We start from the raw sequence: 25265 nt of genomic DNA, 5'->3' as shown, positions 1-25265 counted from the left end.
CTAGATTGAACCTAAATCAGCTCACATCATTGACAAGGTATTATTAGATGGAATGATACAATCATGCAGCCACCTCGTGTTTCTATCATCGGCGCCGGACTGGGCGGTCTATCAGCGGCTATCTCGCTCAAGGCAGCTGGTTACCAAGTCGAAGTATTTGAGAAAAATGAACGCATTGGTGGCAAACTCAATGTGTTGGAGAAAGACGGCTTCACCTTTGACCTAGGTCCCTCCATCTTCACCCTGCCGCAATTTTTCCAAGATCTGTTCAAACGTGCCGGCAAGAACATGGACGACTACGTCCAGCTCGACCCCGTCACCCCCCACTGGCGCAACTTCTTTGAAAACCACCCCACCATCGACCTCTATCAGGAACCTGAACTGATGAAGGCCGAGCTGGCAAAGCTACAGGGAGACCCGGAAAAACACTGGCAGGAGCTTCAGGGCTTTCTCGACTACGCACGCGAGCAATACCAGATCGTTGATGACGGCTATTTCCGCGAAGGGCTGGACACGCTCTGGGAATTCCTCTGGCACTACCGGAAAGAACTCTTCTCAGGCAAGATCGACTACAAGCCCAGCATGGCGGAATCCATCGCCACCCGTATCAGCGACCCAAAGATGCGCCTGATCCTGGAGTATTTTATCAAGTACGTCGGCTCCTCAGCTCTGGATGCTCCCGGCTACATGAACCTGATGCCCATCATCCAGTTTGATTACGGCCTCTGGTACGTCCGTGGCGGCATGTATAATCTGGCTCGCGGTCTCGGCAAACTGATGGAGGAAATGGAAATCCCTGTCCACCTAGGTGCTGATGTCAGCTCCATCGAAAAGAACGGCAAATCCGTCAAAGGCCTGCATCTCGCTGATGGTTCCTATCAGGAGAGCGACATCATCGTCAGCAACATGGAAGTCATCCCCTGCTACAAGCACTTGTTAGGAGAGGAGAAAAGCTTCACCAACAAGCTCGAAAAATTCGCGCCCGCCTGCTCGGGAATCGTACTGCACATTGGCACCAACAAGATCCACGAGCAACTGGCTCACCACAACTTCTTTTACTCGGAGAACCAGCACAAGCACTTCGAGACCGTTTTCCACAAGAAGCAACTGCCAGACGACCCGACCCTCTATGTGGTAGCGCCTACCCGCACAGACCCGAGCAAAGCTCCCGATGGCTGTGATAACATCAAGATCCTCCCGCACATCCCACCTATCGAGGAGGGTTCGGGCATCACTCACGAGGACTACGTAGCACTCAAAGAGCGCTGCATCGACAAGATGGAACGCTGCGGCATCACCGGCCTACGTGAGAGCATCATCACCGAAGACCTCCTCACCCCTGTCGATATCCAGCGCATGTACAGGTCAAATCAAGGATCCATCTATGGCGTGGTCACAGACTGGAAAAAGAACTACGGTTTCAAGGCCCCAAAGACCAGCAGCCGCTACAACAACCTCTACTTCACTGGGGGCAGCACCAATCCCGGCGGGGGCATGCCCATGGTCATTCTCTCCGGACAAAAGTGTGCCGACCGCATCATCAAGCGCCACCCTCTTTCCTGATGCTTCTCATTCTTCCCATTTTCGCGATCTTGCTGCCAGCAGCCCTCATCATGGTGATGGGTAAGCCACGGTTCCTACGAGAGATCCCGCAGCCACAGAAGCATGCCGAGACTCCGCCCAGCATTTCCATCATTGTCCCTGCACGCAATGAAGAAGACAACATTCCAAAACTGTTAGAATCATTCCACTCGGAAAAACAGTTCATTCACGAAACGATCATCGTCGATGATGAGTCGACAGACGCCACCAAATCGCTCTCTGAGCAAGGCGGGGCCAAAGTGATCACCTCCGAACCACTCCCAGAAGACTGGAAAGGCAAGCCCTGGGCCTGCCTGCAAGGAGCTGTAGCCGCCGAGGGAGAATGGCTACTTTTCCTGGACTCGGACGTCCGCCTTCATCCCGGGGCAATGCGCAAGATTACCGACCTGATCGAAAATGGAGACACCAACACCGCCTACTCGATCTACCCCTATCATGCCATTGAGAAGCCTTACGAGGAACTCTCGGCCTACTTCAACTCACTGATGGTGGCCGGGGTGGGGGCCTTTGGCTGCTTCGAACTCGATGGCCGCGACCCGGCACTCTTTGGCCAGTGTTTGCTGATTCCGAAACGCCTCTACCTTCTCATCGACGGCCATGCCGCCGTGAAAGACAAAGTGCTGGAAAACTTCCACCTGGCCAAGCACCTCAAAGAAGCTCATGGCCGCTGCCTTTGCTATCTCGGCGAAGGGCTGATCAGCATGCGCATGTTCCCTAAGGGATACAAAGAACTGTGGAATAGCTGGAAGAAAGGCTTTGCCTCCGGCGCTGCCCATACAGACATCAATGCCCTGATATTTTCCTCTGCCTGGGTGGCTGGCGGCATGTTCAGCGTTATCTCGATGCTTATCGGTCTCACCCCACTAGGCACCCCTGCTTTTGTGATCTTCACGATCATGAGCTACGTCTCCAATGTAATCGCCGCCTACTGGGCCTTCCAGATCGCCGGGAGATTCAGCATGTGGAACGCCGCACTCTTCCCCATCTCTCTGCTTTTCTATCAGGTTCTCTTCGCGAAATCCGTGATCGACAGAAAGAAGGGAATCAAGACCACCTGGAAAGGAAGGCCCGTGGACTAACATGTGGATCGAGCTTCCAAGTCTCTGGATCGCCCTCATCAATATTATTGGCATCCCGATCGCCCACCTCGGCCTAGCCTGGGGTGCTACACGGATGCCTTCCTCACTTTTCACCCAACGGACGATCACCCCATTCTCTGATTGGGAAATCAGCCTCCACCATCACCTTTTTTTTACCCGCCACTGGAAACACCTGCTGCCTGACGCCGCCCCCTGGATGGGAGGCGTCCCCAAGGCCCACCTCACGAGTGCGGAACCGAACTACCTGAAGCAATTCATCACCGAAACCCGGCGCGGTGAATTTTCTCACTGGGCACAGGTAATTGTGATTCTTGGCTTTATCGCGTGGAACCCATGGCCAGCCAATCTGATCATTGCAATCTACGCGTTTGCATCGAACTTGCCCTGCATCCTGAACCTACGCTACACGCGGGCCAGACTCATCCGCGTGCTGCTCAAGAGAGAACCTACCCTGAAGACTACCCATGAGTAAGCCCACCACCATCGTTTGGTTTCGCCGAGACTTCCGCTTGCAAGACAACCCCGCCTGGAACCACGCTGTAGAAACCGGAGGAGACATCATCCCCCTCTACATCCACAGCCCGAAAGAAGACGGCAAGTGGGCACGCGGTGGTGCATCCAATTGGTGGCTTCACCACGCTCTGGCCGACCTCTCCGAACAACTCGACAAGCTGGGTTACTCACTATTTATTCACAAAGCGGACAAAGCCCACGAAGCTCTCACAAAAGCCATCAAAGACAGCCAAGCTGAAGCTATCTGCTGGAACCGTTGCTACGAGCCAGCGTCCGTGGACCGTGATACCAAGATCAAAAAAGCTCTCAGCGAAGACGGCTTCACCGTGGAGACTTTTAACGGCAACCTCCTCTTCGATCCGCTGAAAATTGCCAGTAAGTCCGATACCCCCTACAAGGTGTTCACCCCATTCTGGAAGCACTGCGCTGCGATGGATATCAAGCAGCCCGAAACAGCCAAGGCCCGCAAAGCCAAGGATTCCCGATCCAGAAAGCTCAAGGGCGATTCCCTCGACAGTCTCGCCCTCCTGCCGGACATTCCCTGGGACAAGGAGATGCAGGCCTTCTGGGACCCCAAACGTAAGGGAGGCGAGAAACTCCTCCAAGAGGCTATCACCAAGGCACCCGGCTACCAGGATCACCGGGACATCCCGGCCGAAGACGCCACCAGCCGCCTTTCCCCCTACCTCCACTTCGGCCAGATCAGTCCCGCTGAGTTTCACGCCGAAGTCCTGAGGAACTGCCAGGACAAGGACGCTGCCCACAAGGGCATCCTTCGCCAACTCTTCTGGCGGGAGTTCTCAGCCCACCTTCTCTTCCATTTCCCGCACACCAGCGACCAGCCACTCCGCGAGGAATACAACAATTTCCCCTGGAAGATTGATCCAGCCATCGTCCGCAAATGGCAAAAAGGCCAGACTGGCTACCCGATCGTGGATGCCGGCATGCGCCAGCTCTGGGCCACTGGCTGGATGCACAACCGAGTCCGCATGATCGTAGCCTCCCTACTGGTGAAACACCTTCTCCAGCCCTGGCAAGAAGGGGCCCACTGGTTCTGGGACACACTGGTAGACGCTGACCTGCCGAACAACACCATGGGCTGGCAATGGACCGCCGGCTCCGGTGCCGATGCCTCACCCTACTTCCGCGTCTTCAACCCCATCATCCAGGGCAAAAAGTTTGATCCGGAGGGCGAATACGTGAAACGCTGGGTGCCCGAGCTTAAGAATGTCCCCGCAGAGTACATCCACTGTCCGTGGGAGATGGAACCACTTGAGCTTCAATCTGCGGGAATCACCCTTGGCAAAGACTACCCCGAGCCGATCATTTCCCACGAAAAAGGCCGCCAGCAGGCTCTCGATGCCTACCAGAGCTTCAAAGATTCCCAGGAAAACTAGTCACAGCCCCACCTCTCAAGACTCTCCTGAGAGCAACTACTTACAGCGTTTCTACCCCCAAATCCCAGCAATCTCCCCAAAGATCAGAGAAGACACTAAAAATCTTCCTTCCCATGCCGCCGCATCCTTATCTAGAGTGCCATCCCCATGGGAGATATTACACCTACATCCCTGATCAAAAAAAGACACACCTTCGGTATCACCTGCGCCACTTTTGCCGCGATCGGCTTTGCGGAGCTGATGGCCCTCGGCGTGGCGATAGCTTTGCGCGCAGGTGAAACGCGCATCGTGGAAAAAATCATCCCGGGTGACCCCATCATTGTCTCCATTCCGACCGTGCGGGCACAACCAGAAATCAAGGAAGTGGAGGTAGCCGGAGACGGAGCCTCGATCTCTGAAAAATACGCTGGAGATTTCACCCCCACCATCAAAGACCCCAACATTCCCGTCCACCCACCGATCTCACCTCAGAACCGCAGCGGAGATCCTGATCACTTCACCCCTCAGGTAGACAATGCCAAGGTAGCAGAAATTCTCCGTGAAGCTCACGGCCTGCATATCAATGGTGATATGATGCGCGCCATCCTCAAACTCGAGGAAGCTGAGAATATCGACCCGAATGAGCCAGCCGTTTACTACCAAAAAGCTGAGCTCTTCGAGGACATGGGCCACTGGCAGAAAGCCGGCGACAATTACCAGAAACTTTTCGATATGGGGCCCGAGATCGGCTCCTACTACGCCCAAGCTTCACTCAAGCTTTCCCGCGGCTTTGGCCCAGAGCGTGACATCCAAGGCCTGATGGTGCTCGGCAACTTTATCCCACGTATTGCAGAGGATAAACTCAACGCCAAGCTACCGATCCCAGTCCGGGCTCTTCAAGATAAAGACATCGATCCAGACAAGGTGGACATCCGCGTCCACATCTACGATATCGTGGATGGCAAAAAGATCGAACCCGTACCTCCTGCTAGAGCCAAGAACATCACTACTCGCTGGCTCAACCCTCCCGTTGACTGGAAAGATCAGGCCGAAGAGGTGCTGGAATGCGAATACGTCATTCCTCCTCTTGCGATTGCCGACACCCACCTCTTCGGCAACAGGAAATATTTTGGCCACGTCATCGAGCTTTACTACAAAGGTGAATTGTTAGACCAACAAGCATCACCTCGCCGCCTGCACGCGATCCATGCCAAGCAGAACCAAGTCCCCGGAATGGATCTCAACTGGCCATCAGACTTTGATTTGGAAGAACCCTTGCCGAACATCAATCCTGACAACCCACTCCTTCCCCCCTTACCCCGCAAATAAACAAATCGCTCACCACCGTGGTACCAGAAGATCAACGCCTCACACCAGGCATGCAAATCGGCGATTACTTGTTAGAAGAAATCGCCTTTGAAGGAGCTGCGACCCGCACCTGGGTCGCTAGACAGGTTTCCGTAAACCGACCTGTTATCATCGACAGTTTGAACAGGGAGCATCAGCAGGACGATGACATTGTTTCTGAATTTTTGGCGGACGTAAGAGCCAAGGCCCGAGTGGACCACCCATTCATCGGCTCCGTCTATGAAGCCATACGTGAGGGTAGGCTCTGCTTCTTTGCCCGCGAAGCACTCTCTGGCGAAACCCTGGAAGAGATGATCGAGAGCGGCCAGCAACTTGCCCCCGAACACATTGCTCACATTCTACGCCAGATCTCAGAAGCAAACCTCTACCTGGAAAAGCACAACGTGGCCTCTCTCCCACTAGAGAGCAACCAAGTGTATGTGAGCGAAGGCTACCTGACACGCATTGTCAACATGGCGGTCGGCGGAGACAGGGATCACAGCATCTCCACCCAGGAAAAGCACCTTCTGGGCAGCGCCTTGCTTGAACTTCTGGAGAAAGACAAACCAGGCTCCACACGCACCAAGTCCCTTCTCTCATACATGACCGACTTGGAAAGGGACATCCCGATTACCTGGGAGCAAATCAGAGACCTCTCGGAAGGCATCGAGCGGCAACTGACGACTCCGGACGAGCCCTTGGCTCTGGAGCAATCCACAGTCAAACTGAGAAAGAATGACACCAGTAAGAAGCTCGTTCTGTTCACGGGAATCGGTATCGGTGCAGCAGCCTTGATCATCATTGCCTCACTCTTTATCAACAGACCAGACCGCCCCAAGGAGCGCATTCTCAATGAAGCTGTAGAAATCCCCAGCGGAAACTATCCGACTCATGATGGCGGCAAGAACCAGCTGCGCAGCTTCTGGATAGACGCCCACGAGGTTACTATCGGCGAGTATGCCGAGTTTCTGGCCCTGATGGACCAGCTTACCCCCTCCCAGCAGGAAAATTTCCAGCACGAAGATCAGCCGGAGAGCAAAGAATCACACAAACCTGACGACTGGGACAACCTGCTTGCAGCAGCACGCAAGGGCATGAACTGGAACGGCAGGAAAGTCACCTTGAACTGCCCGGTCGTCGGGGTGGACTGGTGGGATGCCTATGCCTTTGCGGAGCAAGCCGGCAGACGCCTGCCCACCCAGGAGGAATGGTATGCGGCTCTGAGCAGCTCAAAGACTCCACTCAAGGAAATCAAAGCCTCACCTTGGGGACCAGTCGACCAGTCAGATGAAGACCTGACGGCTAATAAAATACACGGGATGGCAGGTAATGTCTCGGAATGGACTCGAAAACTTGCTAAAAACCCAGCCTATCCTACAAAACCAAAGATGGTCGTATTGTGTGGCGGCAGCTTTCTCAAACCGGGTTCTACCGCCACATCACGTGAATGGCTCGATCCCTCTACTAGTGATCTGACTGACCCACGTGACCTACGCAGACCAGATCTAGGGTTCAGAACCATCGGAGATACGGCTCCGAGCGAATAAACATCACCTACTACATCAAAAAACCAATCGTTTAACCTATGCGCAAGCTAATCATCTTATCCGCACTGCTGCTGAGCCAGACGGTATTCGGCCAACTGTCAGCCACACTCAAAGCAAACCGTGATCAATTCGTTGCCTTTGAACCTGTCAACATGACGGTCAACATCACCAACCTTTCAGGCAAGCCGCTGACTCTCCAGAACCGTACCAACCAGCCTTGGATCGAGTTCTTCGTGCGTGACCACACGGGAAGAAATGTCCTGTCCACCAAAGACGTTGCCTACTCTCCTGTATCCATCGGCACCGGGCAGACAGTGGCCTCTACATTCACTCTCAACAACTCCTTCAACCTCACCAACCCGGGGAGCTACTCTGTACTCGCTGTCATCCGCATGCCAGGTGAAGGGGATCGTAAAGGCACGCCAACCCAGTCAACCCATTTCACCGTGACGCGCGGCGTCACAGCCTGGTCTCAGAGTGTCGGCGTTCCCGGTACAGCTGGGGACCAGCGTAAATACCGCCTGATCACCTTCAGTGGCGACAAATACCCTGAGCTCTACATCCAGGTAGAAGACCAAAAGCGTGGTCGCATGCTGGCCACCCACTCCCTGGGCCGCCATATCACCTTCCGCAAGTTCCAGACATCATTGGACAGGCAGAACAACCTTCACGTACTTTTCCACACTAGCCCATCAGTGGCCTGCCACACTGTTATCAATCCAGCTGGGCGCACCATCGAGCGCACCTACCACAAGAACAGTGCGACTGGCGTTCCACGCCTCCTTCCCACCACAAGCGGTAACGTCTCCGTGGTCAACTCCATCCCATACGACCCTCAGAAGGAAGCTGAGGAGAAAGCCAAGTTCCACAACATCTCCGAGATTCCTGGTGGAGTGCAGCAATAATCCAATCTCCATAAAACAAGAAATCCCGCTCGCCACATGACAACGAGCGGGATTTTTTATTGAGCCGCGTAACACAAACGGCAAAAACCGATCTAGCGACGTCTGCGCAAGATGAAACCAACACCAGCAAGGCCGATCAGAGCGGTACTGGATGGCTCAGGCACAGAGGTAAGCACGTAACCTGTGGTTCCAGGCGTGCCACTGGTGATGAAGTAGTCGGCGAACTCACCGTCATTACTTCCAATATAGGTAAGAATACCTTCGTTCCAGAGAGTCTCCCAGGAAACATCGTTCTCCTGACCACTCACTGAATTGCGGCGGCCCACACGACCTTCGATCGTGGTCCCACCACCATTGATATTCAGCGTAAAATCATTACCTGATGCATCGGTATCCCAGAACCAAATCCCCACGACACCATTGGCATCGATGGATGAGTTGGTGAGATCCATGCTGATCACCTGGTTTCCAGTATTATTGTTATGGCCCAGCCAGAGTTCACCTGCGAGACTGACAGTACTGTTAGTAGCCACGAACGTCGCTGAACTGGAAGTGGTCAGACCAAGCACCAGCTTGTTGTTCGCATGGGTGAAATTCAGTGCAGAATTATTGAGGGTAAACTGACCGCCATTGACTTGAGCCCAGTGAGAGGTGCTTTGAGTGAGGGTAGAGCCACCGCTTACGGTCACACTTCCGCCACCCTCAACCTTCAGGTCATCGCCTGGAGAGTAGGTGACAGTATCACCATTATTGATGATCACATCATCATTGGTAGCCGGCACCGTATCACTGTCCCAGTTACCGGCAGTCTGCCAAATACCATCAGAACCGCCAGCATCCCAAGTCAGGGTTGCTGAATAACCAGTCACTGTCAGGGCCCCAGCGGAAGCGATGCAAGCAGCGAGGGAGAGTTTGTTAGTTGCTTTCCACATAACTTGAAATGCTTAGCCCCAATCCTCCAAAGTTCTCACGAACTCCGGAGGACGGGCACTTGCGTGTAAATTAACGGCGTCTGCGCAGAATGAATCCGATGCCTGCAAGACCGATAAGAGCGGTGCTGGACGGCTCAGGAACTGCCTGTGAGGAGAAAGTTACAGAGTCGATATCTACAGCTCCATTGCCACCTTCCCATCCCATCACGAGATGGTTAAGGTCAGTCACGTCATAAGTAACGCTACCAACCAAGCTCGCTCCGGAATAGAAATCCACATTCGCAGTTGTTAGATCTGACCCTGTGTTGATCACCATGGACAGTGTATTGTTGTAAGCTCCTGTCAAAGGGCGTGACTCTGATGTCCCAGCATTGATGTGCAGGTTCGCTGCAGTGTCGCCGATAGCGTCCCACTCCATTTGAATACCATTATCCTGAGCTTGAAGGCGGGAAGAAGTAGAAGGAGCTGCATCATGCAGACCAAGATAAAAGAAAGAATCGGTGTGACTACCTACCGTCGCCGTCAGGGTATAAATGGTGCCTGTTTCCAATGAGCCAGAGAGAGCGATAAAAGCACTTTTATCATTGAAGGCGGTGCTATCATAGGAACCGTCTGCTTTCCAAGGGTAGACTGTATCTGCAGTCCAGGTACCGCCCACATCCGCGGCGGTGCCATTAAGGTCTGTTGCGGAATCACCACTGAAGTCATCTTGTACGATAACTGCAGCCGATACGTGTATTGCCGACGCCGCGAGAAGCGAGCCAACAGTAAGGAGCATTGTGTTTTTCATTATTATTGTGTGTTGTGTTGTCGTGGTTTCTGGGGGCTTTGAAGTTCAGCATGCAAACTTGCTACCCCTTGGTTCATTGACCATCCTCCCCAACCACGGAGGGAGGAGTCGAAATCCGGTTCTTTTCCATCAACGAATGCACGGTCGCCTCGTCGATTTCACCTTGGATGATGTAGAGCTCATCAATCAGCGCCCCAAGGTACTGACCCTGGATCGTGTCTTGCATCGGGTCGCTCGAAAGGGTGGCACCCACGACGAGAGGTGTTTTCTCCAAGGTTCTCACGGCGACATTGCCCGCCGAATCCCTGACCGTTTCTCGATCAGCTTTCACCTTCAGCCTCATTTCGGCGCCATCTACATAGACGCGCACGAAGGGCTTACCGTCCTCAGTGACGAGACCGGAGTAGGTAACTGCAACATGGTGCCATTGGTTGTCGTCCAGCTCGGCATCAGGCACATAGTACCAGAAAGCTCCGAAGCTCACATTCAAGCTAGGGCGCCTGTAAGAGGAGTAATCGAGATGGATCGTCCACTTGCTGTTGAAGTTCATCTCAAATTCATTCTGATCTCGCTGCATTCCCCAGCCCACGATCGTGTCGGAGATATGCTTCTCCTCCTTACTAATGCGCTTTTTGGGCATCTTAATCCAGAAAGCCACCGTGCGCGGCTGATCTCCCAGAATCCCTGGCCAGTTCGTTTCCAGGTAATTGTTAATTCCGTTCAAGCGCAGCGCGTTTCCAAAGCGGCCACTCTCAAAATCCGCTTGATCGCCCTGGTACTGATAGCTGAACTCCTTCTGGCTGGTCAGCGACTCTACCCCTAACAAATCATCAGCATGCTCGAAGGTGAAATGCAGATGAGGCAATTCAGTCGGTAATTGGGTAAGGAAATAATCACTCTCTGGCCCAGTGGCTTCAAGATCGCCTGCAGGATACACCCTGAGGGCATTTCCTTCAGTCAACTCTCGTTGCTGCTTCTTACCTTGGAGAGCATGCACGCGCACCTTGCCTTGGAAAACGTGCACCTGGTCCTCCGCCGCCAGATCAGCAATGATTCCAAACTTGGTCCCCAGATCGACCACCTCAAATTCACTGGTCTGCACCGTGAAACCATGCGCTTTCTCCGGCACATCAAACCACCCGCTTCCTGACTTCATGAACAGGCGGTTCTTGGACAGCAGACTAATATCCGCCGGACCTGAAATCACCGCCCGCACACCAGTATCCAGCTGGAACTCGACCACCCCCTGACTCACCTCCATCCGTGAACCCACCACCATCTGGCCATTTGGGATTTCCCCGGCATCCTCAGGATGAACCAACTTGAACTGAGTCCCCGGTGAGCTGGCATACTGCAAGCCTTCGCCTTCAGGCTCGATGAAAAAGAGACTCAAACCGATGGCGATCAACACCGCAGCGGCCAAAGAGGAAATAGTGGCCACCTTGAGCATGAGCTTGCGCTGCTGACGCAATCTCAGCTCGGCCAACCCAGCCAGACCAGACTGCTGCGCTTTTCTCGCCAAGCGAAATTGCAAGCCCTGCTCCAACGACACATAATCATAATAAAGCTCCCGCACAGACGGATCTGCCTCCATCTGATCCTGCAAGAAATCAAACTCCTGCGGAGAAATATCGCCGTCCACCAGCTTCTGGACTAGGACATGCACTTCCTTACTCATGCATTCCCCCTTTCTTCCTGCAGCTTTTCCTTGATGCAACTTCTCAAGGCTGCACGCAGCCGATACAAAGTCACTGACAAGGAAGAGACACTGCGCCCGGTCTTCTGGGCGTAGTCCTCGAGAGGCGCATTCGCTTGATAACGATGCTTCAGCAACTGCTGATCCTCAGGCCTGAGCTGCTGCATGCAGGCATCCAGATAGGGCAGCCTCTCCATGGAAGAGTCCATCTCATCCGCCGATTCCGAGGCAATCGTCTCGGCCAGTTCCTCACGAAAGACCAGCCAGCTCCCGCGCTTGCTCTTCTTCAGGTAGGCCAGCACTTCAAAGCGAGCCACCCGGAAAGCCCAGGCCTTGAAATTCGTGCCCAGCTCGAACTGATCCTGCTTGGTCCAGAGCGCCAGGTTCGTCTTCTGCAAAATATCTGCAACATCCTGACAGCCGGGAAGTTGGGCAATAATATACGCCCACAAATCCGCCTGATACTCGGTCAGTAGACAGACGAACTCAGCAGAGGGTTGAGGAGACTTGGACTTACGCTGAAACATTTAGGATATTGGCAAACAGCCACACATCCGAAATCTTAACAAATTCCCTTTAAAAAGTCGGAAATTTATTCCAGCGCACAAAAAAATCCCGCTCGTCGACCAAAACGAACGGGATAATCCAAGTATTATGAGTGAGATGGGGATGCCCTAGCGGCGCTTGCGCAGCAGCAAAGCCACACCCGCCAAACCGAGTAGAGCTGTGGAAGATGGCTCAGGAACCGCCACGATCTGGACCGCATTCACCGCTGCCAAGGTACCGCCATTGGTGCTATCAGTCAGACCTGTGATGCCAATTTGCAAAGTATCCAGGGAGACATTGCGGAAACGAACATAGTTACCTGAGTTCAGATTGGCCTCTGCTTCACCTTGAGTCGCGAAACCACTCTCTGTGAAATCACCTGTCATGCTTTCATTCGTCAGGTAGAGAGTCTCACCATTCACGTCGAACTGAGTCACCCCGGTATTGGAAAAGCCGCGGGCACTGTAGATATAGACATCATAGACCGCACCTACCCCGGCATTCAGATTGCTGAAGGTATAAGTATAGTTACCGGAGGAGTCCGCGAAGTTAGTCATCACGTTATCCCCGATGGTGCCAGAGAAGCCAGAAGCTGAACTCCAGTAACCACCCTGTGCAGCAGACTGCACAAAGGAGACACCGGAGAGAGCACCGCTGTCATCGGTCAAACTCCCAGCATCTGTACCAGAGAGGGCATTACCGTTCTTACCAATAGTGTTCCAGTAGCCGGAGAGCACGGCACCTGTGGTATTTCCTGCACTGGCTGTACCAGCACCACCACCGCCATCTGTCATGTTAAGGCTGATGACAGTCGCTTGAGCCAAGCCTGTGCTTAGCCCAGCCGCTGCCAGTACAGCCATCCATTGCGTGTGTTTTTTCATCTGTGTTTATGTGTTAAGATACAGCTCGGCACCTACTCAGCACCGCACTGCTATTTCCGTTTTGGAAAAGTGTTTTGCTTCATCAAGGAAAGCACCGTCTCCTCGTCCACCACCCCTTCGACGACATACAATTCGTCGATACCCGCCCTTAGGAACCCTTCCTGATGGTAGCTCTCATCCGCTTCTCTGGATAATCGGGCCCCTACACTCATGGGGCTTTTCTCCAAGGTCTTCACCATCACCCTGCCCTGAGCATCCAGAAGTTTTTCCCAGCTCGTCACATTCGAATCCGTGATCGGCACCGCCACCCCATCGAGGTACAGCTTCAGCACGGGGAGACCTTTTTCATCCGATTCTCCCGTGTAGATCACCGCCACGTGGTGCCACTGATCATCATCCAGCACGACCCCCGGAAAGTAATACCAGAAGCCCCCGAAACTGATATTCAGCATGGGATAGCGATTGGGAGAATAGTCCAAATGGATGGTCCACTTGTTGTTAAACTTGTTCTCCATGGTGGATCCACTCCGTTGCATCCCCCAACCCACGATCGTATGGGAGCCTTGCTCCACATCCCTGCCCTTCCGAGCTTCAGGCATTCTGATCCAGAACAACACACTGCGTGGCTTATCCCCCATGACTCCACGCCAATTGGTCTCTAGGAAATTATCCTGACCATTGAGCTGGAGCGCCTTTCCGAACACCCCCTCTCTTAGCTGAGGCCGCGCACCGTGGCACTGGTAACTCAAATCATCCACACCAGTGAGCGTATCATCAGACATGAATTCCCCTTCCTGATCAAAACTGAAATGCACATGAGGCAGGGCCTGGGGAAGCTCAGTAAGAAAGGATCCTTCTTGATCCTCAATTTTACTGAGCTTCCCTCGAGGATTGGCCAACACAGCCTCACCAACACTCAACTCCTGTATAGCTTTCTCTCCCGCCAGAGTACTGACTCTCACCTTCCCTTGGAATACATGTACCTCGTCTCCCGCTGAGGGATCAGAGACCACCCCAAAGGTCGTCCCCAGATCCACCACCTCAACCTCCTTCGTCAACACCTTGAACCCGATTGCCTCCCTCGGGACATCAAACCACGCACGGCCTTCTGGCATCTGCAGCACCGATCCACTTAATAAAGTCATGTCCGCAGGCGCTGAAATCACCGCCCTCACCCCAGATTCAAACTTTAACTCCACCGTCCCCTGGGTCACTACCATGCGGGAGCCCATTTTCATCAGCGGTCCATCTACCTCCCCGGTACCCTCTGCATGGGTCAGCTCATACTTGGTTCCCGGTGCATAGGCATACTCAAGCTGTTGCGGAGTATCCTTGATAAAAAGAAGGCTCAGACCGATAGCTAAAAGGATCGATGCCGCCAAGGCAGTCAAGGAGGCCACCTTGATCGTGCGCTTGCGCTGGCGAATGAGGCGCAACTCAGACAAGCCGGCCACGCCCGCCTGGGCGGCATGCCTCCCGAGACGGAACTGCAAACGCTGCTCCATGGCCGCATACTCATAGTAGAGTTCACGCACGGCGGGATCCCTCTTCATTTCAGCCTGCAGCTGGGCAAACTCCTCCGGGGTAATAACCCCATCAAACATCTTATGAATGAGCTGGTGGATCTCCATACTCATGCCAACCTCCCTTCTTCCTCAATCTTACGATTGATACAATTCCGCAGCGCCACACGCAGGCGGTGTAAGGTCACCGAGAGAGAAGACACACTACGCCCACTTTTCGCGGCATACTCGGCCAGATTGGATTCAGACTGATAACGGTACCTCAATAACTGTTGATCCTCAGCAGAAAGCTGCTGCATACAGCTATCGAGATAGGACAACTTGCCCGTGGATGCATCCAGAGCGGCACCCGACTCCTCGGCCACCGTATCAAGCAGATCCTCCTCAAACACCATCCAGCTGAGACGCTTGTTTTTCTTCAGATGGGCGAGCACCTGAAAGCGCGCGATCTGGAAGGCCCAAGCCTTGAAGTTCGTTCCCAGAGAAAATTCCTCCTGCTTGGTCCAGAGCACCAGATTGGTCTTCTGCAGGACATCCGCCACATCCGGGCTTCCTGGCATCAGCGTGATGATATACGCCCACAGGGCAGACTGATGCTCTGTCAGAAGACAGACAAATTCTGCGGAGGTGTGTAGAGAGCTGTGCGGACGATTCTTCATCGGAGGTACTGGCACATAGCCAGATCATCCAGAATCTTAACAAGCTTTCCTAAAAAAGTCGGAAAAAATTTTCCCGACCTGAAAATCAGCCGTTTAGCTCACCCTCTCGTACAAGAGCAGAGGATCGACCGGCTTTTTCACACCGCAAATACGATCCACCAGACTTTCCCAGACCTCCTCGCCGCTGAGGATATCCACTTCGATACGCAGGAAGTAAACCTCCACATCCAGCTCTTCCGGTCTCGGGAAACGCACCGCATCCTTCTCCGTGGTCACAATGATATCCGCATCACGGCGCACACAGCGACGCATGAAACTATCGATATCCTTCTTGGTAAAGGTATGGTGGTCAGCAAAGGTTCGGTGAAACAGCACGTTGGCTCCCAGACCGGTCAGCTTATCCTCGAAACTCTGAGGTACCGCGATCCCGCTGATCGCAGCCACGTACTTGCCTTCGAGAAACTCCAGCGGCTCCACCTCACCCGTGAAGACATTCTCCAGATGGATCGGGCCGTGAGTGCACTCGATGATCTCCGCCACCGGGTTGTGCTTGCGAATCTTGTCGATCAGCTCGTAATTACCCGCCTGTTTACACTTGGTAATGAAAATATAGTCCGCACGGCAAAGATTCTTGGGCGGTTCACGCAGGGTTCCACGTGGCAACATGGCACCCGTGCCGAAAGGAGCATTGAAATCCACCAGCACCACATCAATCGAGTGGCCTAATTTGAGAAATTGCAGTCCATCATCCAGCAAGAGGGTATCACACTCCAGCTCCTCGATAGCGAAGCGCCCTCCCTTGACCCTGTCCTTGTCCACCACCACAGCCACCTCATCCAGATTTTTCGCCAGCATGTAGGGTTCATCACCCGCATACTGCACATCCAGCTCCAGTCCTCGCCCAGCACTCACCACCTTGGGCATCTCATCCTCATGCACCGGCTCGCCTGTGGCCCGGCGCGGCCATTCCTGCACTTCCTCCAGCTTTTTACTCTTATAACCACGACTCAGGATAGCCACCTTGCGCCCACGGTCACGCAGCGTACGCGCAAACAACTCCACCACCGGAGTCTTCCCAGTACCTCCCACCGTGATATTACCAATACTCACCACCAGCGTCCCCAGATGGGCCTGATCCTTCCACCCTTTGCGGAATAAACGCAGTCGCATCAAAATGATGCCCCTGTAGAGAAAAGAGAACAAACGCAGAACGATGCGCATCAGCGTCGCGCGAAATCCCTTCGCGCGCCCGAAAATCACCTCGGTTCCCCACTGTTCCAGCTCCTCCAGAGTCTCCTTCATGCGGCCACAGGCTACACACACCGACTGTATACTTGAAACTTAAAACTGAAAACTTAACACTCTAACCCATGACTCGCCCTGACAACCGCGCGGTTGACCAACTCCGCCAGATCACCTTCACCCCGAACGTAGCCCCTCACGCCACTGGCTCCGTTCTCGTATCCTTTGGCGATACCCGCGTCATCTGCGCCTGCACGGTGGAAGAAGATGTCCCTCGCTGGATGAAACACCAGAAGGTCAAGGGCGGCTGGCTCACAGCCGAATACAACATGCTTCCCTACTCCACGCTCGACCGCAAACAGCGTGATATCACCCGCGGAAAGATCGACGGGCGCTCCTCCGAGATCCAGCGCCTTATCGGCCGCTCCATCCGTGCCGTAGTAGACCTCAAGCTACTCGGCCCACGCACTCTCTGGATCGACTGTGATGTCCTCCAGGCTGACGGAGGCACCCGTACGGCCTCCATCACCGGTGGCTGTGTCGCCGCAGCCATCGCCATCAACAAGCTCATGGCAGCCGGCAAACTTAAGACCACCCCTCTCAAACAACTCGTCGCCGCCGTCTCCGCCGGCGTCTATCAGGGCACCCCGGTACTCGACCTTAACTACCCGGAGGACAAGGACGCCTCCGTCGACTTCAATGTCGTCATGACCGAAGATCTCAACTTCGTCGAACTCCAGGGATCTGGTGAAGAAGCCACCTTCTCACCGGAAGAAATGATGGGCATGTTAGAACTCTCCAAAAAGGGCGTGCAAGAAATCGTCCAGCTCCAGAAGGCCGCCATCAGCGCCGCCGACAAACCGGACACCGACGCCCTCACCGACCTCGCCGCCGCCTTCGGCCAGAAGTAGAAACTTCTGATGGATAAAGGCAAGCAAAGCAACGGCTCAGTCATTGCCACGGCGATCGTTTTGATCGCCGTGGCCGGTCTAGCAGGGTATTTCCTCTACTTTTCGGTCATCCCGAATAGTACTCATCGCCCGTACAGAACTGAGGCGATCTCTTACATCAGGCAGGTCATCATGGCTCTGAACAGCTATGCCGTGGATCATGACGGCCAGATGCCCACTGGAGACTCAGTAGAACAGTGCTTCTCTCAACTCATCGAGCAAAAATATATCGATGACGAGCGCTACTTCTGGAACCAAAGAAATGCTGAATCACTCTGGAACGCCAGCAAACCTCCTAACAACAACGGTGAACTAACTCCGGGGGAATGCTCTTTCGGATACGTCAGCGGCCTCAATTTCAATCACTCACCCGCAGACACCCCACTCATCTTTGATGCCGCAGTCAGCCCAGGACAATTCTCAACAGCAGTATGGGATGGCCGCGCCCTTGTTGGCCGCCTCAATCATGCCGTCGTCGCCATGGAAATCACTGCACAGAGTCCCACTGAGCAAACTTCAGCTACTCCCCAACAAGGTGCTATCTTCGAGCAACGTGGAGAACATAATATTAATATCTTTATAGATCTTATACCAAAAGAGGCTTCCATCCTCATCCCCAGCTCCCCCTGAGCGACTGGAAACCCTTGATTCTATCTAAAAATCTGGGGATATCCAATCTCTCTTAAGCATCTTCATTTAAACGCTCGATAGTTTAAACGAGCCCCGCTTTTTACCTTGCCTAGCAGGCTTTCCTCGTTAACTTGACTTAACGGTTAAGCATATCGTTTGACCGTATGGTGGCGTCTAACTGAGCTTCTCTGGGAGTCGACCACTATATACATAAAAGAACAATAAAACTAATAAAACCAAAGTAACTAATGAAAATTAAGTACAAAAACCGCGCTCCAAAGGGATTCACTCTCGTGGAGCTTCTCGTGGTGATTGCTATCATCGCAGGATTGGCAGCCATGTCCTATGGCCCGATCATGAGAAACATCAAGAAGTCCAAGCAAACTGAAGCAACCAGTAACATGAGACAGGTCTTGATGGCTCTCCAGAGTTTTGCCACCGACAACGATGGCATGTACCCAAACGAGGACACCACTCGTAGCGGCCAAGATGGATCTACCCTCGAAGGATGCTTCAACCAGCTCCTCAGCGGTAAGTACATCAACGAAGAGAAATACTTCTACAGCCAGGTGAACGCTGAAGTCATCCTCACCAGCACCAAGGGTCCAGACAACGATGGTTCTTTGACCACCGACGAATGCACCACTGGTTACGTAAGAGGCCTCAGCTCCACCAGTAAGCCAGAAGCACCGATCCTCTTCGATTCCGCTATTTCTCCTGGTAAGTTCGACACCGCTGTTTGGGACGGCTACGCCATCGTGGCTCGTATCGACCAGTCCGTGAAGACGATGCCTATCGACTTCACTGGTGAACTCGACACTGAAGATGGCGGCAGCAAGACTGGCCCAATCGTGGAAGAGCGTGGCAGCCGCAAGATCAACATCTTCAGAAAGCCATTCCTGCCACGCAGTGCTGATGTACTCGTACCATCTGGTGCTCACGGCGGTAGCGCCTCATACACTGATGAAGACTAATCACCATTAAGACGAACTCTTAATCCAAAACCGGAGATCTCAGCATCTCCGGTTTTTTTTGTGCCCAGATGCCTCGATATCCACTACTATGCCGGCTGTCGTTTTTTCCATCCTAAGCGCTTCATCGCACTTGAAACTTGCAAACTCCATACTACAACTCACGGCATGAGCTGGAACATAGAATCTGCCCGCGAACTCTACGGCGTATCACGCTGGGGCAATGGCTACTTTGATATCAACGAAGACGGTCACGCCTGCGTGCAATTACGCGATGGTGAAAAGACGGCATCCGTCTCCCTCCAGCACATTATCGAAGGCTTGGCGGAGCGTGGTTCCGCCATGCCGCAGCTGCTTCGTTTCCGCGATCTTCTGGATCGCCGAATCGAGCACCTCAATGAATCCTTCAATGCCGCCATTCAGGAATCCAACTACCAAGGATCCTACCGCGGCGTATACCCAATCAAGGTCAACCAGCAACAACAGGTCATCGAGGAAATCACCGACTTCGGCCGCAAGTACCACTACGGTCTCGAGGCAGGCTCCAAGCCGGAGCTCATCGCCGCCCTCGCCTACATGCACGACCCGAGCGCCTATGTCATCTGTAACGGCTACAAGGACGATGAGTTCATCGACCTCGCGCTACGCGCCAAACAGATGGGACTTCGTGTGATTCTTGTCCTGGAAATGCCTAGCGAACTCCCTGCCATCATCGCCCGCTCCAAGGCGCTCGGCATCAAGCCGGACCTGGGTATCCGCTTCCGTCTCTCCACCAAATCTGAGGGTCACTGGGCTGAATCCGGTGGTGACCGCTCGGTCTTCGGCCTCAACTCGCCGCAGCTGATCGATGCCGTGGATCTACTCCGTGAAGAGGATCTGCTAGATTGCCTGAAACTCTTCCACTACCACCAGGGCTCCCAGCTTCCTAACATCCGCGCCATCCGTGAGGCCGCCACGGAAGCGGTCCGCGTCTTTGTGAACCTCGCCCAGGAAGGGGCCGCCATGGAAATTCTCGACATGGGTGGTGGCCTGGCTGTGGACTACGATGGCTCCCACACCAACTTTTCCTCGTCCTGTAACTACACCCTGCACGAGTACGCCACCAACCTCATCGAAGTGGTGCAGAAACACTGTGATGCCGCAGGCATCCCGCACCCGACCCTGGTCACCGAGTCCGGCCGCGCCGTCGTGGCCTACTACTCCGTGCTCGTCTTCAACATCCTGGATGTCACCCGTTTCGCGATCCCAGAGGAACCAGAGGCTCCGAAGGAAGATGCCCACGACATGACCAAAGGTCTCTGGGAAGTCCGCAACCGCATCGGCAACAGCGACCTGCAGGAGTGCTTCAACGACGCCCTCTTCTACCGCGACCAAGTTCGCGAACTCTTCCGCCACGGTGTGCTTGGCCTACGTGAACGCGCCTGCGCTGAGAAAATCTACTGGCACCTTTGCACCCGCATCGCCGTAGAAGCTCAGAAGCTCGAGCACATCCCTGAGGACCTCCAACACCTGGAGTCCAACCTGATCGACTTCTACTACGCCAACTTCTCCGTCTTCCAGTCCCTGCCGGATTCCTGGGCGATCGACCAGCTCTTCCCGATCATGCCGATCCACAAGCTTGACCAGGAGCCAACCCACCGCGCCATTCTCGCAGACATCACCTGTGACTGCGATGGCAAGGTAGACCGCTTTATCGACCGCGAAGACATCGCTACCTTCCTGCCCGTACACGACCGCCAGCCAAACGAGGAATACAACATCGGGGCCTTCCTCGTAGGCGCCTACCAGGAAACCCTCGGTGACCTGCACAACCTGCTCGGCGACCCACACGTGGTCTCCATCGGCATCGAAGACGGCAAGGTCACCTACACCCACGAGGTGGAAGGTGACACCGTGGCCGACGTCCTTTCCTACGTGGAATACGACCCGAAAGAGCTCGAAAAGCGCTTCCGTTCCTTCGCTGAGAGAGCCGTCCGTCAGGGCACCATCAGCGCCGCCCAGCGCCGCGAGATCATGGAAGCCTACCGCGCAGGACTCGCCGGATACACCTACTACGAGTCCTAGGAGCTTAAGAACCCCCATACTTACAGAAATCACACTTCACAGCACCCGTTTCCGCTGTTAAGCCCTTTCACAATCACTGACCAGCGCCCCCAGACGCGCTAGCCACCCATTCACCATTTTCATTTAACGATTCACCGTCACCATGACCGCCAACGAAATCCGCCAATCCTTCTTTGACTTCTTTAAGGAGAAGCAGCACACCATCGTGCCTTCCGCTTCCCTCCTTCCACAGTCACCCGGACTTCTCTTCACCAACGCGGGCATGAACCAGTTCGTCCCCTACTTCCTTGGCACCGAGAAGGCCCCCTACAGCCCGCCCCGCGCTGCTGACACCCAGAAGTGCATCCGCGCCGGCGGCAAGCACAACGACCTGGACGATGTAGGCTACGATACCTACCACCACACCATGTTCGAGATGCTCGGCAACTGGTCCTTCGGTGATTACTTCAAAGCTGAAGCCATCCAATGGTCCTGGGAACTCATCGTCGAGCGCTGGGGATTCCCACCTGAGCGCCTCTACGCCACCGTCTATATGCCGGGTGAAGGCGACCCATCCGCATTCGACCAGGAAGCCTACGATCTCTGGGCCAAACTTTTCGAAGCCAAGGGCCTCGACCCCAAAAAACACATCGTCAATGGCGACGTGAAGGACAACTTCTGGATGATGGGTGACACTGGCCCATGCGGTCCGTGCTCCGAGCTCCACGTAGACCTCACCCCGAACGGCGACACCAACGGAGAACTCGTCAATAAAGACTCCGATCTCTGCATCGAGATCTGGAACCTCGTTTTCATCCAGTACAATGCAGAGGCCGACGGCTCCTTCCGCGACCTCCCTGCCAAGCACATCGATACCGGCATGGGCTTTGAGCGCGCTTGCTCCATCTATCAGGGAACCCAAGGGTTTACCGACTTCTCCAAGAAGCCAACCAACTACGCCACCGACGTCTTCACCACCCTCTTCAAGAAGATCGAAGAACTCTCCGGCAAGACCTATCAGGACATCTACCCAGAGTCTGTAGAGACAGACAAGTCCACCCTCTCCGCCGAGATGAAGGAAGCCGTCGCCTTCCGTGTGATTGCCGACCACATCCGCACCCTTTCCTTCTCCATCGCCGATGGCATCCTGCCGGGAAAAAATGGAAGAAATAGTGTACTAAGAGGTATATTACGACGTTGTATCAGATATGGACGTAGACTTGGTTTCTCCGCAGAAAAAACTTTCTTAGCAGACCTTGTAGATACACTAGCAGACCAGATGAGTCACGTTTTCCCTGAACTGCAACAGCAGTCTGAAAAAATTAAAACCATCCTCCGTTCTGAAGAAGATAGTTGCAACCAGACGTTAGACAATGGAGAGAATCTTTTTGTAGAATACGCTGTCGAAAGAAGAAAACATATCGGCACTGCTAACGAGAGCATAAAGAAGCTAATAGCTCTTGACCCGTGGAATATGGACACCCTTCCTAACGAGGTCATCAATGAAATTAAAGATATAGCAGGTCATTTAAATAATGCCGTCTTTAATCTACAACTCTCATACGAGAAATTTACATCCCCTACAGAACAAGCTCTGTTCAGGCCAATTAATAAATTCGCCACAACTGTTCAGGAATATTTGGATGTCAGCACAACCTTATGCAATTACTCCAAAGACATTAACCAGAGTACTCTCGTAGGATGGCAGAACTCTATCTCTAGGTTGGTAAATACTGTTACTGGTGAATGTGGCTTTGAACTTCACCAAACTTACGGCTTTCCAATCGGCTTAACCCGTCTCCTATGTGAAGAGCACGGATTAGTTTTAGACATTGATCGTTACTATGAACTTATGGATGAGGAGAGGGAACGCGGCCGTCAGAATCAGAAGAAGACCATCGTCCGTGCGCTCGACATCACTTCCGAAGTCGAAACCGAATTCACCGGCTACGACGAAGACTCCTCTCAGGCTGAGATCCGTGAAGTCCACGAAGACGAGGACAAGCTACTCGTCATTACCGACCGCACTCCTTTCTATGTGGAGATGGGTGGCCAGCTTGGCGACACAGGTGTCCTCACCATCATCGACTCAGACGAGGCCATCCCAGTGACAGCCGTCCAGAAGATCGGCTCCGCCGTGGCCCACGTCATCGACAAAGCTCAGGTAAAAGAAGACCAGATCGTCATCGGCAAGGCCATCGCCCTCACAGTCGATAGCTCACGCCGCCGCCCGATCGAGGCTCACCACAGCGCCACCCACCTGCTCCACTGGGCACTGCACGAAGTCGTCTCCACAGACGCCACGCAGCAGGGCTCTCTCGTGGGCACCGACCGCCTGCGCTTCGACTTCACCTCCGGCGCACTCAGCAATGAGCAGATTTCCCAGATCGAAAACCTGGTCAACAGCAAGATCAAGGAAGGCGCTCCAGTTCACTACGTTGAAGTCCCGCACGTCGACGTGAAAGACCGCAGCGACATCATGCAGTTCTTCGGCGACAAGTACGGCGAGCTCGTCCGCGTCGTCCAGATCGGTGGCCATGACCTTGGACTCGACGGCTACGCCATGGAGCTCTGTGGCGGCACCCACGTTTCCGATGTCGCTGAAATCGGCATCTTCAAGATCAAGTCCGAGGGCGCTATCGCCTCCGGCGTCCGCCGAATCGAAGCGGTCTGCGGAGATTCCGCCTGGAACTACATCCGCGAGGAAGTCGAGAAGCACGACCACGAAGAGAAAGAACTTCGCCACAAGCTCAATGAAGTGAACGCCAAGCTGCAGGAAGCTGGTGCCGAACCTGTGCACCATGGCGAGTTCCCGCACATCATGGGCGCCCTGCTGGTAGAGGGTGACTTTGAGGATATCAACAGCACCTTCCAGCACTACATCAAGCACGTGGAGTCACTCAAGAACGCCACGGTAGAGGCTGACAAGTCCCTCAAGAAGGCTCAGGCCGCTGCTGCCGCCTCCATGGCTGACGAAGCACTCGTTTCCCTGCTAGAACAGGGTGGCAACATCGTCTCCACCTTCGAAGGTCCAGCCAATCTCCTGCAGGAGCTACTCAATGGCCTCAAGAAGAAGCAATTCACTCAGGCAGCCTTCCTCATCGTCGATGACGGCGAGCGCCTCCACCTCGGCGCCTTTGCAGGCGCAGATGGTCAGGCAGCTGGCCACAAGGCAGGCAACCTCATCAAGGACCTTGCTCCTCTAGCTGGCGGCAAGGGCGGCGGCAAGCCAGACCAGGCACGCGGCGCCGCTCCTCAGCGAGACAAGGCCCAGGAACTTCTCGCGGCAGCCAATGCCGCCCTCGCCTAACGAGATCTTCCAACAATTCAACCCGCCCGCTCACTTAACCGTGTGCGGGCTTTTCTTTTTGGCTCTGCCCGGAAAGTAAACACCCCGTCGGTCTCCACCGACGGGGCGCAACACACAAACACCGGATTTAACTCCAGTTATTCCTCACAACAAATTTTTCTAATCGGCCATTCCTACAGCCCAGTCTGGTTGTCCATTACTGATTTCATACGCCATCACTCGAGCCCGGCGTACACCGCTTAGTGAATCGAAGAGCTCCACGACAGCAGGTCCGTGGTTTCCACGGGATTTCACGACTACCTGACTCTTGTTTTTCACGAATTTAAATTTTTCTACATTGGGGAGTTTAGAAGTGCATGTGGACACTGTCTTTGCTCCGTTCACCACCTTGACTGAGGATCCTTCCTGACGAAGTGTTAGTGGTGCGTATGCGTCGTGCGTGGCCTTTTTCATCCCCTTCTCTGCGGCCGTGTCTGCACTCGAGACTGGCTCGGCACATTGGCTTAGCAGCAGTGCGAAGGGTAGAGTGAAAAACAACACACTTTCTACTTTCATAGCGTATCCATCTAACAAAGCTCACAGCTAGATTCAAGTTCTTTTTACTCTTTTTACTCAAATAAGTTTTTGCAGACCATTTATAGTTACATAGTTACAGCATCACTATTCTGGTTCCCTTGAAAAGCTCGTCCACGGCAAAGCGAC

21 protein-coding genes are annotated in these 25265 nt (G+C 53.9%); 12 read left to right on the top strand and 9 right to left on the bottom strand.

The window, feature by feature from the left end:
• Window positions 1–63: 63 nt before the first annotated feature.
• From BUB27_RS18700 to BUB27_RS18670, 7 genes are all read left to right on the top strand, one after another.
• Window positions 64–1563: a phytoene desaturase family protein gene (locus BUB27_RS18700; protein ID WP_143185418.1), complete on the top strand. Its 1500-nt coding sequence runs from the start codon at window positions 64–66 to the stop codon at window positions 1561–1563.
• The gene (locus BUB27_RS18695) at window positions 1563–2681 is read left to right on the top strand and encodes a glycosyltransferase family 2 protein (protein ID WP_143185417.1); all 1119 of its coding nucleotides are present in this window, start codon (window positions 1563–1565) and stop codon (window positions 2679–2681) included. The genes BUB27_RS18700 and BUB27_RS18695 overlap by 1 nt, the downstream gene beginning before the upstream one ends.
• A 1-nt stretch (window position 2682) precedes the next feature.
• Complete coding sequence (locus BUB27_RS18690; protein ID WP_143185416.1) at window positions 2683–3174, top strand: glycosyl-4,4'-diaponeurosporenoate acyltransferase CrtO family protein; 492 nt, start codon at window positions 2683–2685, stop codon at window positions 3172–3174.
• Complete coding sequence (locus BUB27_RS18685) at window positions 3167–4612, top strand: cryptochrome/photolyase family protein (protein ID WP_143185415.1); 1446 nt, start codon at window positions 3167–3169, stop codon at window positions 4610–4612. Before BUB27_RS18690 ends, BUB27_RS18685 begins: the two co-directional genes overlap by 8 nt.
• Before the next feature lie 147 nt (window positions 4613–4759).
• Window positions 4760–5920, top strand: a complete 1161-nt coding sequence (locus BUB27_RS18680; RefSeq protein WP_143185414.1) for a tetratricopeptide repeat protein — start codon at window positions 4760–4762, stop codon at window positions 5918–5920.
• 17 nt (window positions 5921–5937) lie between these two features.
• Window positions 5938–7485, top strand: a complete 1548-nt coding sequence (locus tag BUB27_RS18675; RefSeq protein WP_143185413.1) for an SUMF1/EgtB/PvdO family nonheme iron enzyme — start codon at window positions 5938–5940, stop codon at window positions 7483–7485.
• A gap of 38 nt (window positions 7486–7523) precedes the next feature.
• Complete coding sequence (locus BUB27_RS18670) at window positions 7524–8390, top strand: hypothetical protein (RefSeq protein WP_143185412.1); 867 nt, start codon at window positions 7524–7526, stop codon at window positions 8388–8390.
• Between the two features lie 92 nt (window positions 8391–8482).
• Here the strand turns inward: BUB27_RS18670 and BUB27_RS18665 are convergent, their stop codons facing one another.
• The 8 genes from BUB27_RS18665 to lpxK all read right to left on the bottom strand — a co-directional run bounded on the left by BUB27_RS18665 (window position 8483) and on the right by lpxK (window position 16719).
• Entirely contained in the window at window positions 8483–9322 is an 840-nt protein-coding gene (locus tag BUB27_RS18665; protein WP_143185411.1) for a PEP-CTERM sorting domain-containing protein, read from the bottom strand.
• A 70-nt stretch (window positions 9323–9392) separates the two neighbouring features.
• Window positions 9393–10112 carry a PEP-CTERM sorting domain-containing protein gene (locus BUB27_RS18660; RefSeq protein WP_143185410.1) on the bottom strand — a complete coding sequence of 240 codons (720 nt, stop codon included), beginning with the start codon at window positions 10110–10112 and terminating at the stop codon, window positions 9393–9395.
• 73 nt (window positions 10113–10185) lie between these two features.
• Window positions 10186–11790 (bottom strand): LamG-like jellyroll fold domain-containing protein, encoded by a 1605-nt coding sequence (locus BUB27_RS18655; protein WP_143185409.1) that lies wholly within the window; start codon window positions 11788–11790, stop codon window positions 10186–10188.
• A complete protein-coding gene (locus BUB27_RS18650; RefSeq protein WP_143185408.1) occupies window positions 11787–12335 on the bottom strand; it encodes a sigma-70 family RNA polymerase sigma factor in 549 nt (182 codons plus the stop codon). Before BUB27_RS18650 ends, BUB27_RS18655 begins: the two co-directional genes overlap by 4 nt.
• A gap of 147 nt (window positions 12336–12482) precedes the next feature.
• A complete protein-coding gene (locus BUB27_RS19140) occupies window positions 12483–13235 on the bottom strand; it encodes a PEP-CTERM sorting domain-containing protein (protein ID WP_234991789.1) in 753 nt (250 codons plus the stop codon).
• A 50-nt stretch (window positions 13236–13285) separates the two neighbouring features.
• Complete coding sequence (locus BUB27_RS18640; RefSeq protein WP_143185407.1) at window positions 13286–14872, bottom strand: FecR domain-containing protein; 1587 nt, start codon at window positions 14870–14872, stop codon at window positions 13286–13288.
• Window positions 14869–15417 (bottom strand): sigma-70 family RNA polymerase sigma factor, encoded by a 549-nt coding sequence (locus BUB27_RS18635; protein ID WP_143185406.1) that lies wholly within the window; start codon window positions 15415–15417, stop codon window positions 14869–14871. Before BUB27_RS18635 ends, BUB27_RS18640 begins: the two co-directional genes overlap by 4 nt.
• 93 nt (window positions 15418–15510) lie before the next feature.
• Entirely contained in the window at window positions 15511–16719 is a 1209-nt protein-coding gene (lpxK, locus tag BUB27_RS18630; RefSeq protein WP_143185405.1) for a tetraacyldisaccharide 4'-kinase, read from the bottom strand.
• Between the two features lie 68 nt (window positions 16720–16787).
• Here lpxK and rph point away from each other — a divergent pair, with 68 nt between their 5' ends.
• From rph to alaS, 5 genes are all read left to right on the top strand, one after another.
• Window positions 16788–17570 carry a ribonuclease PH gene (rph, locus tag BUB27_RS18625; protein WP_143185404.1) on the top strand — a complete coding sequence of 261 codons (783 nt, stop codon included), beginning with the start codon at window positions 16788–16790 and terminating at the stop codon, window positions 17568–17570.
• A 9-nt stretch (window positions 17571–17579) separates the two neighbouring features.
• Window positions 17580–18239 (top strand): hypothetical protein, encoded by a 660-nt coding sequence (locus BUB27_RS18620; RefSeq protein ID WP_143185403.1) that lies wholly within the window; start codon window positions 17580–17582, stop codon window positions 18237–18239.
• 248 nt (window positions 18240–18487) lie between these two features.
• Window positions 18488–19213 (top strand): type II secretion system protein, encoded by a 726-nt coding sequence (locus tag BUB27_RS18615; protein WP_143185402.1) that lies wholly within the window; start codon window positions 18488–18490, stop codon window positions 19211–19213.
• 165 nt (window positions 19214–19378) lie between these two features.
• Complete coding sequence (speA, locus tag BUB27_RS18610; RefSeq protein WP_143185401.1) at window positions 19379–21274, top strand: biosynthetic arginine decarboxylase; 1896 nt, start codon at window positions 19379–19381, stop codon at window positions 21272–21274.
• A gap of 142 nt (window positions 21275–21416) precedes the next feature.
• A complete protein-coding gene (gene alaS, locus BUB27_RS19135) occupies window positions 21417–24563 on the top strand; it encodes an alanine--tRNA ligase (RefSeq protein ID WP_234991788.1) in 3147 nt (1048 codons plus the stop codon).
• 159 nt (window positions 24564–24722) lie between these two features.
• On the opposite strand, the gene BUB27_RS18595 is transcribed toward alaS, so the two are convergent.
• Complete coding sequence (locus BUB27_RS18595; protein ID WP_143185400.1) at window positions 24723–25118, bottom strand: hypothetical protein; 396 nt, start codon at window positions 25116–25118, stop codon at window positions 24723–24725.
• Window positions 25119–25265: the final 147 nt, after the last annotated feature.

It is taken from the genome of Rubritalea squalenifaciens DSM 18772 (assembly GCF_900141815.1).
Lineage (GTDB): Bacteria > Verrucomicrobiota > Verrucomicrobiia > Verrucomicrobiales > Akkermansiaceae > Rubritalea > Rubritalea squalenifaciens.
Note: the sequence above shows the minus strand (reverse complement) of the source record. Positions and strands in the feature narration are given on the sequence as shown.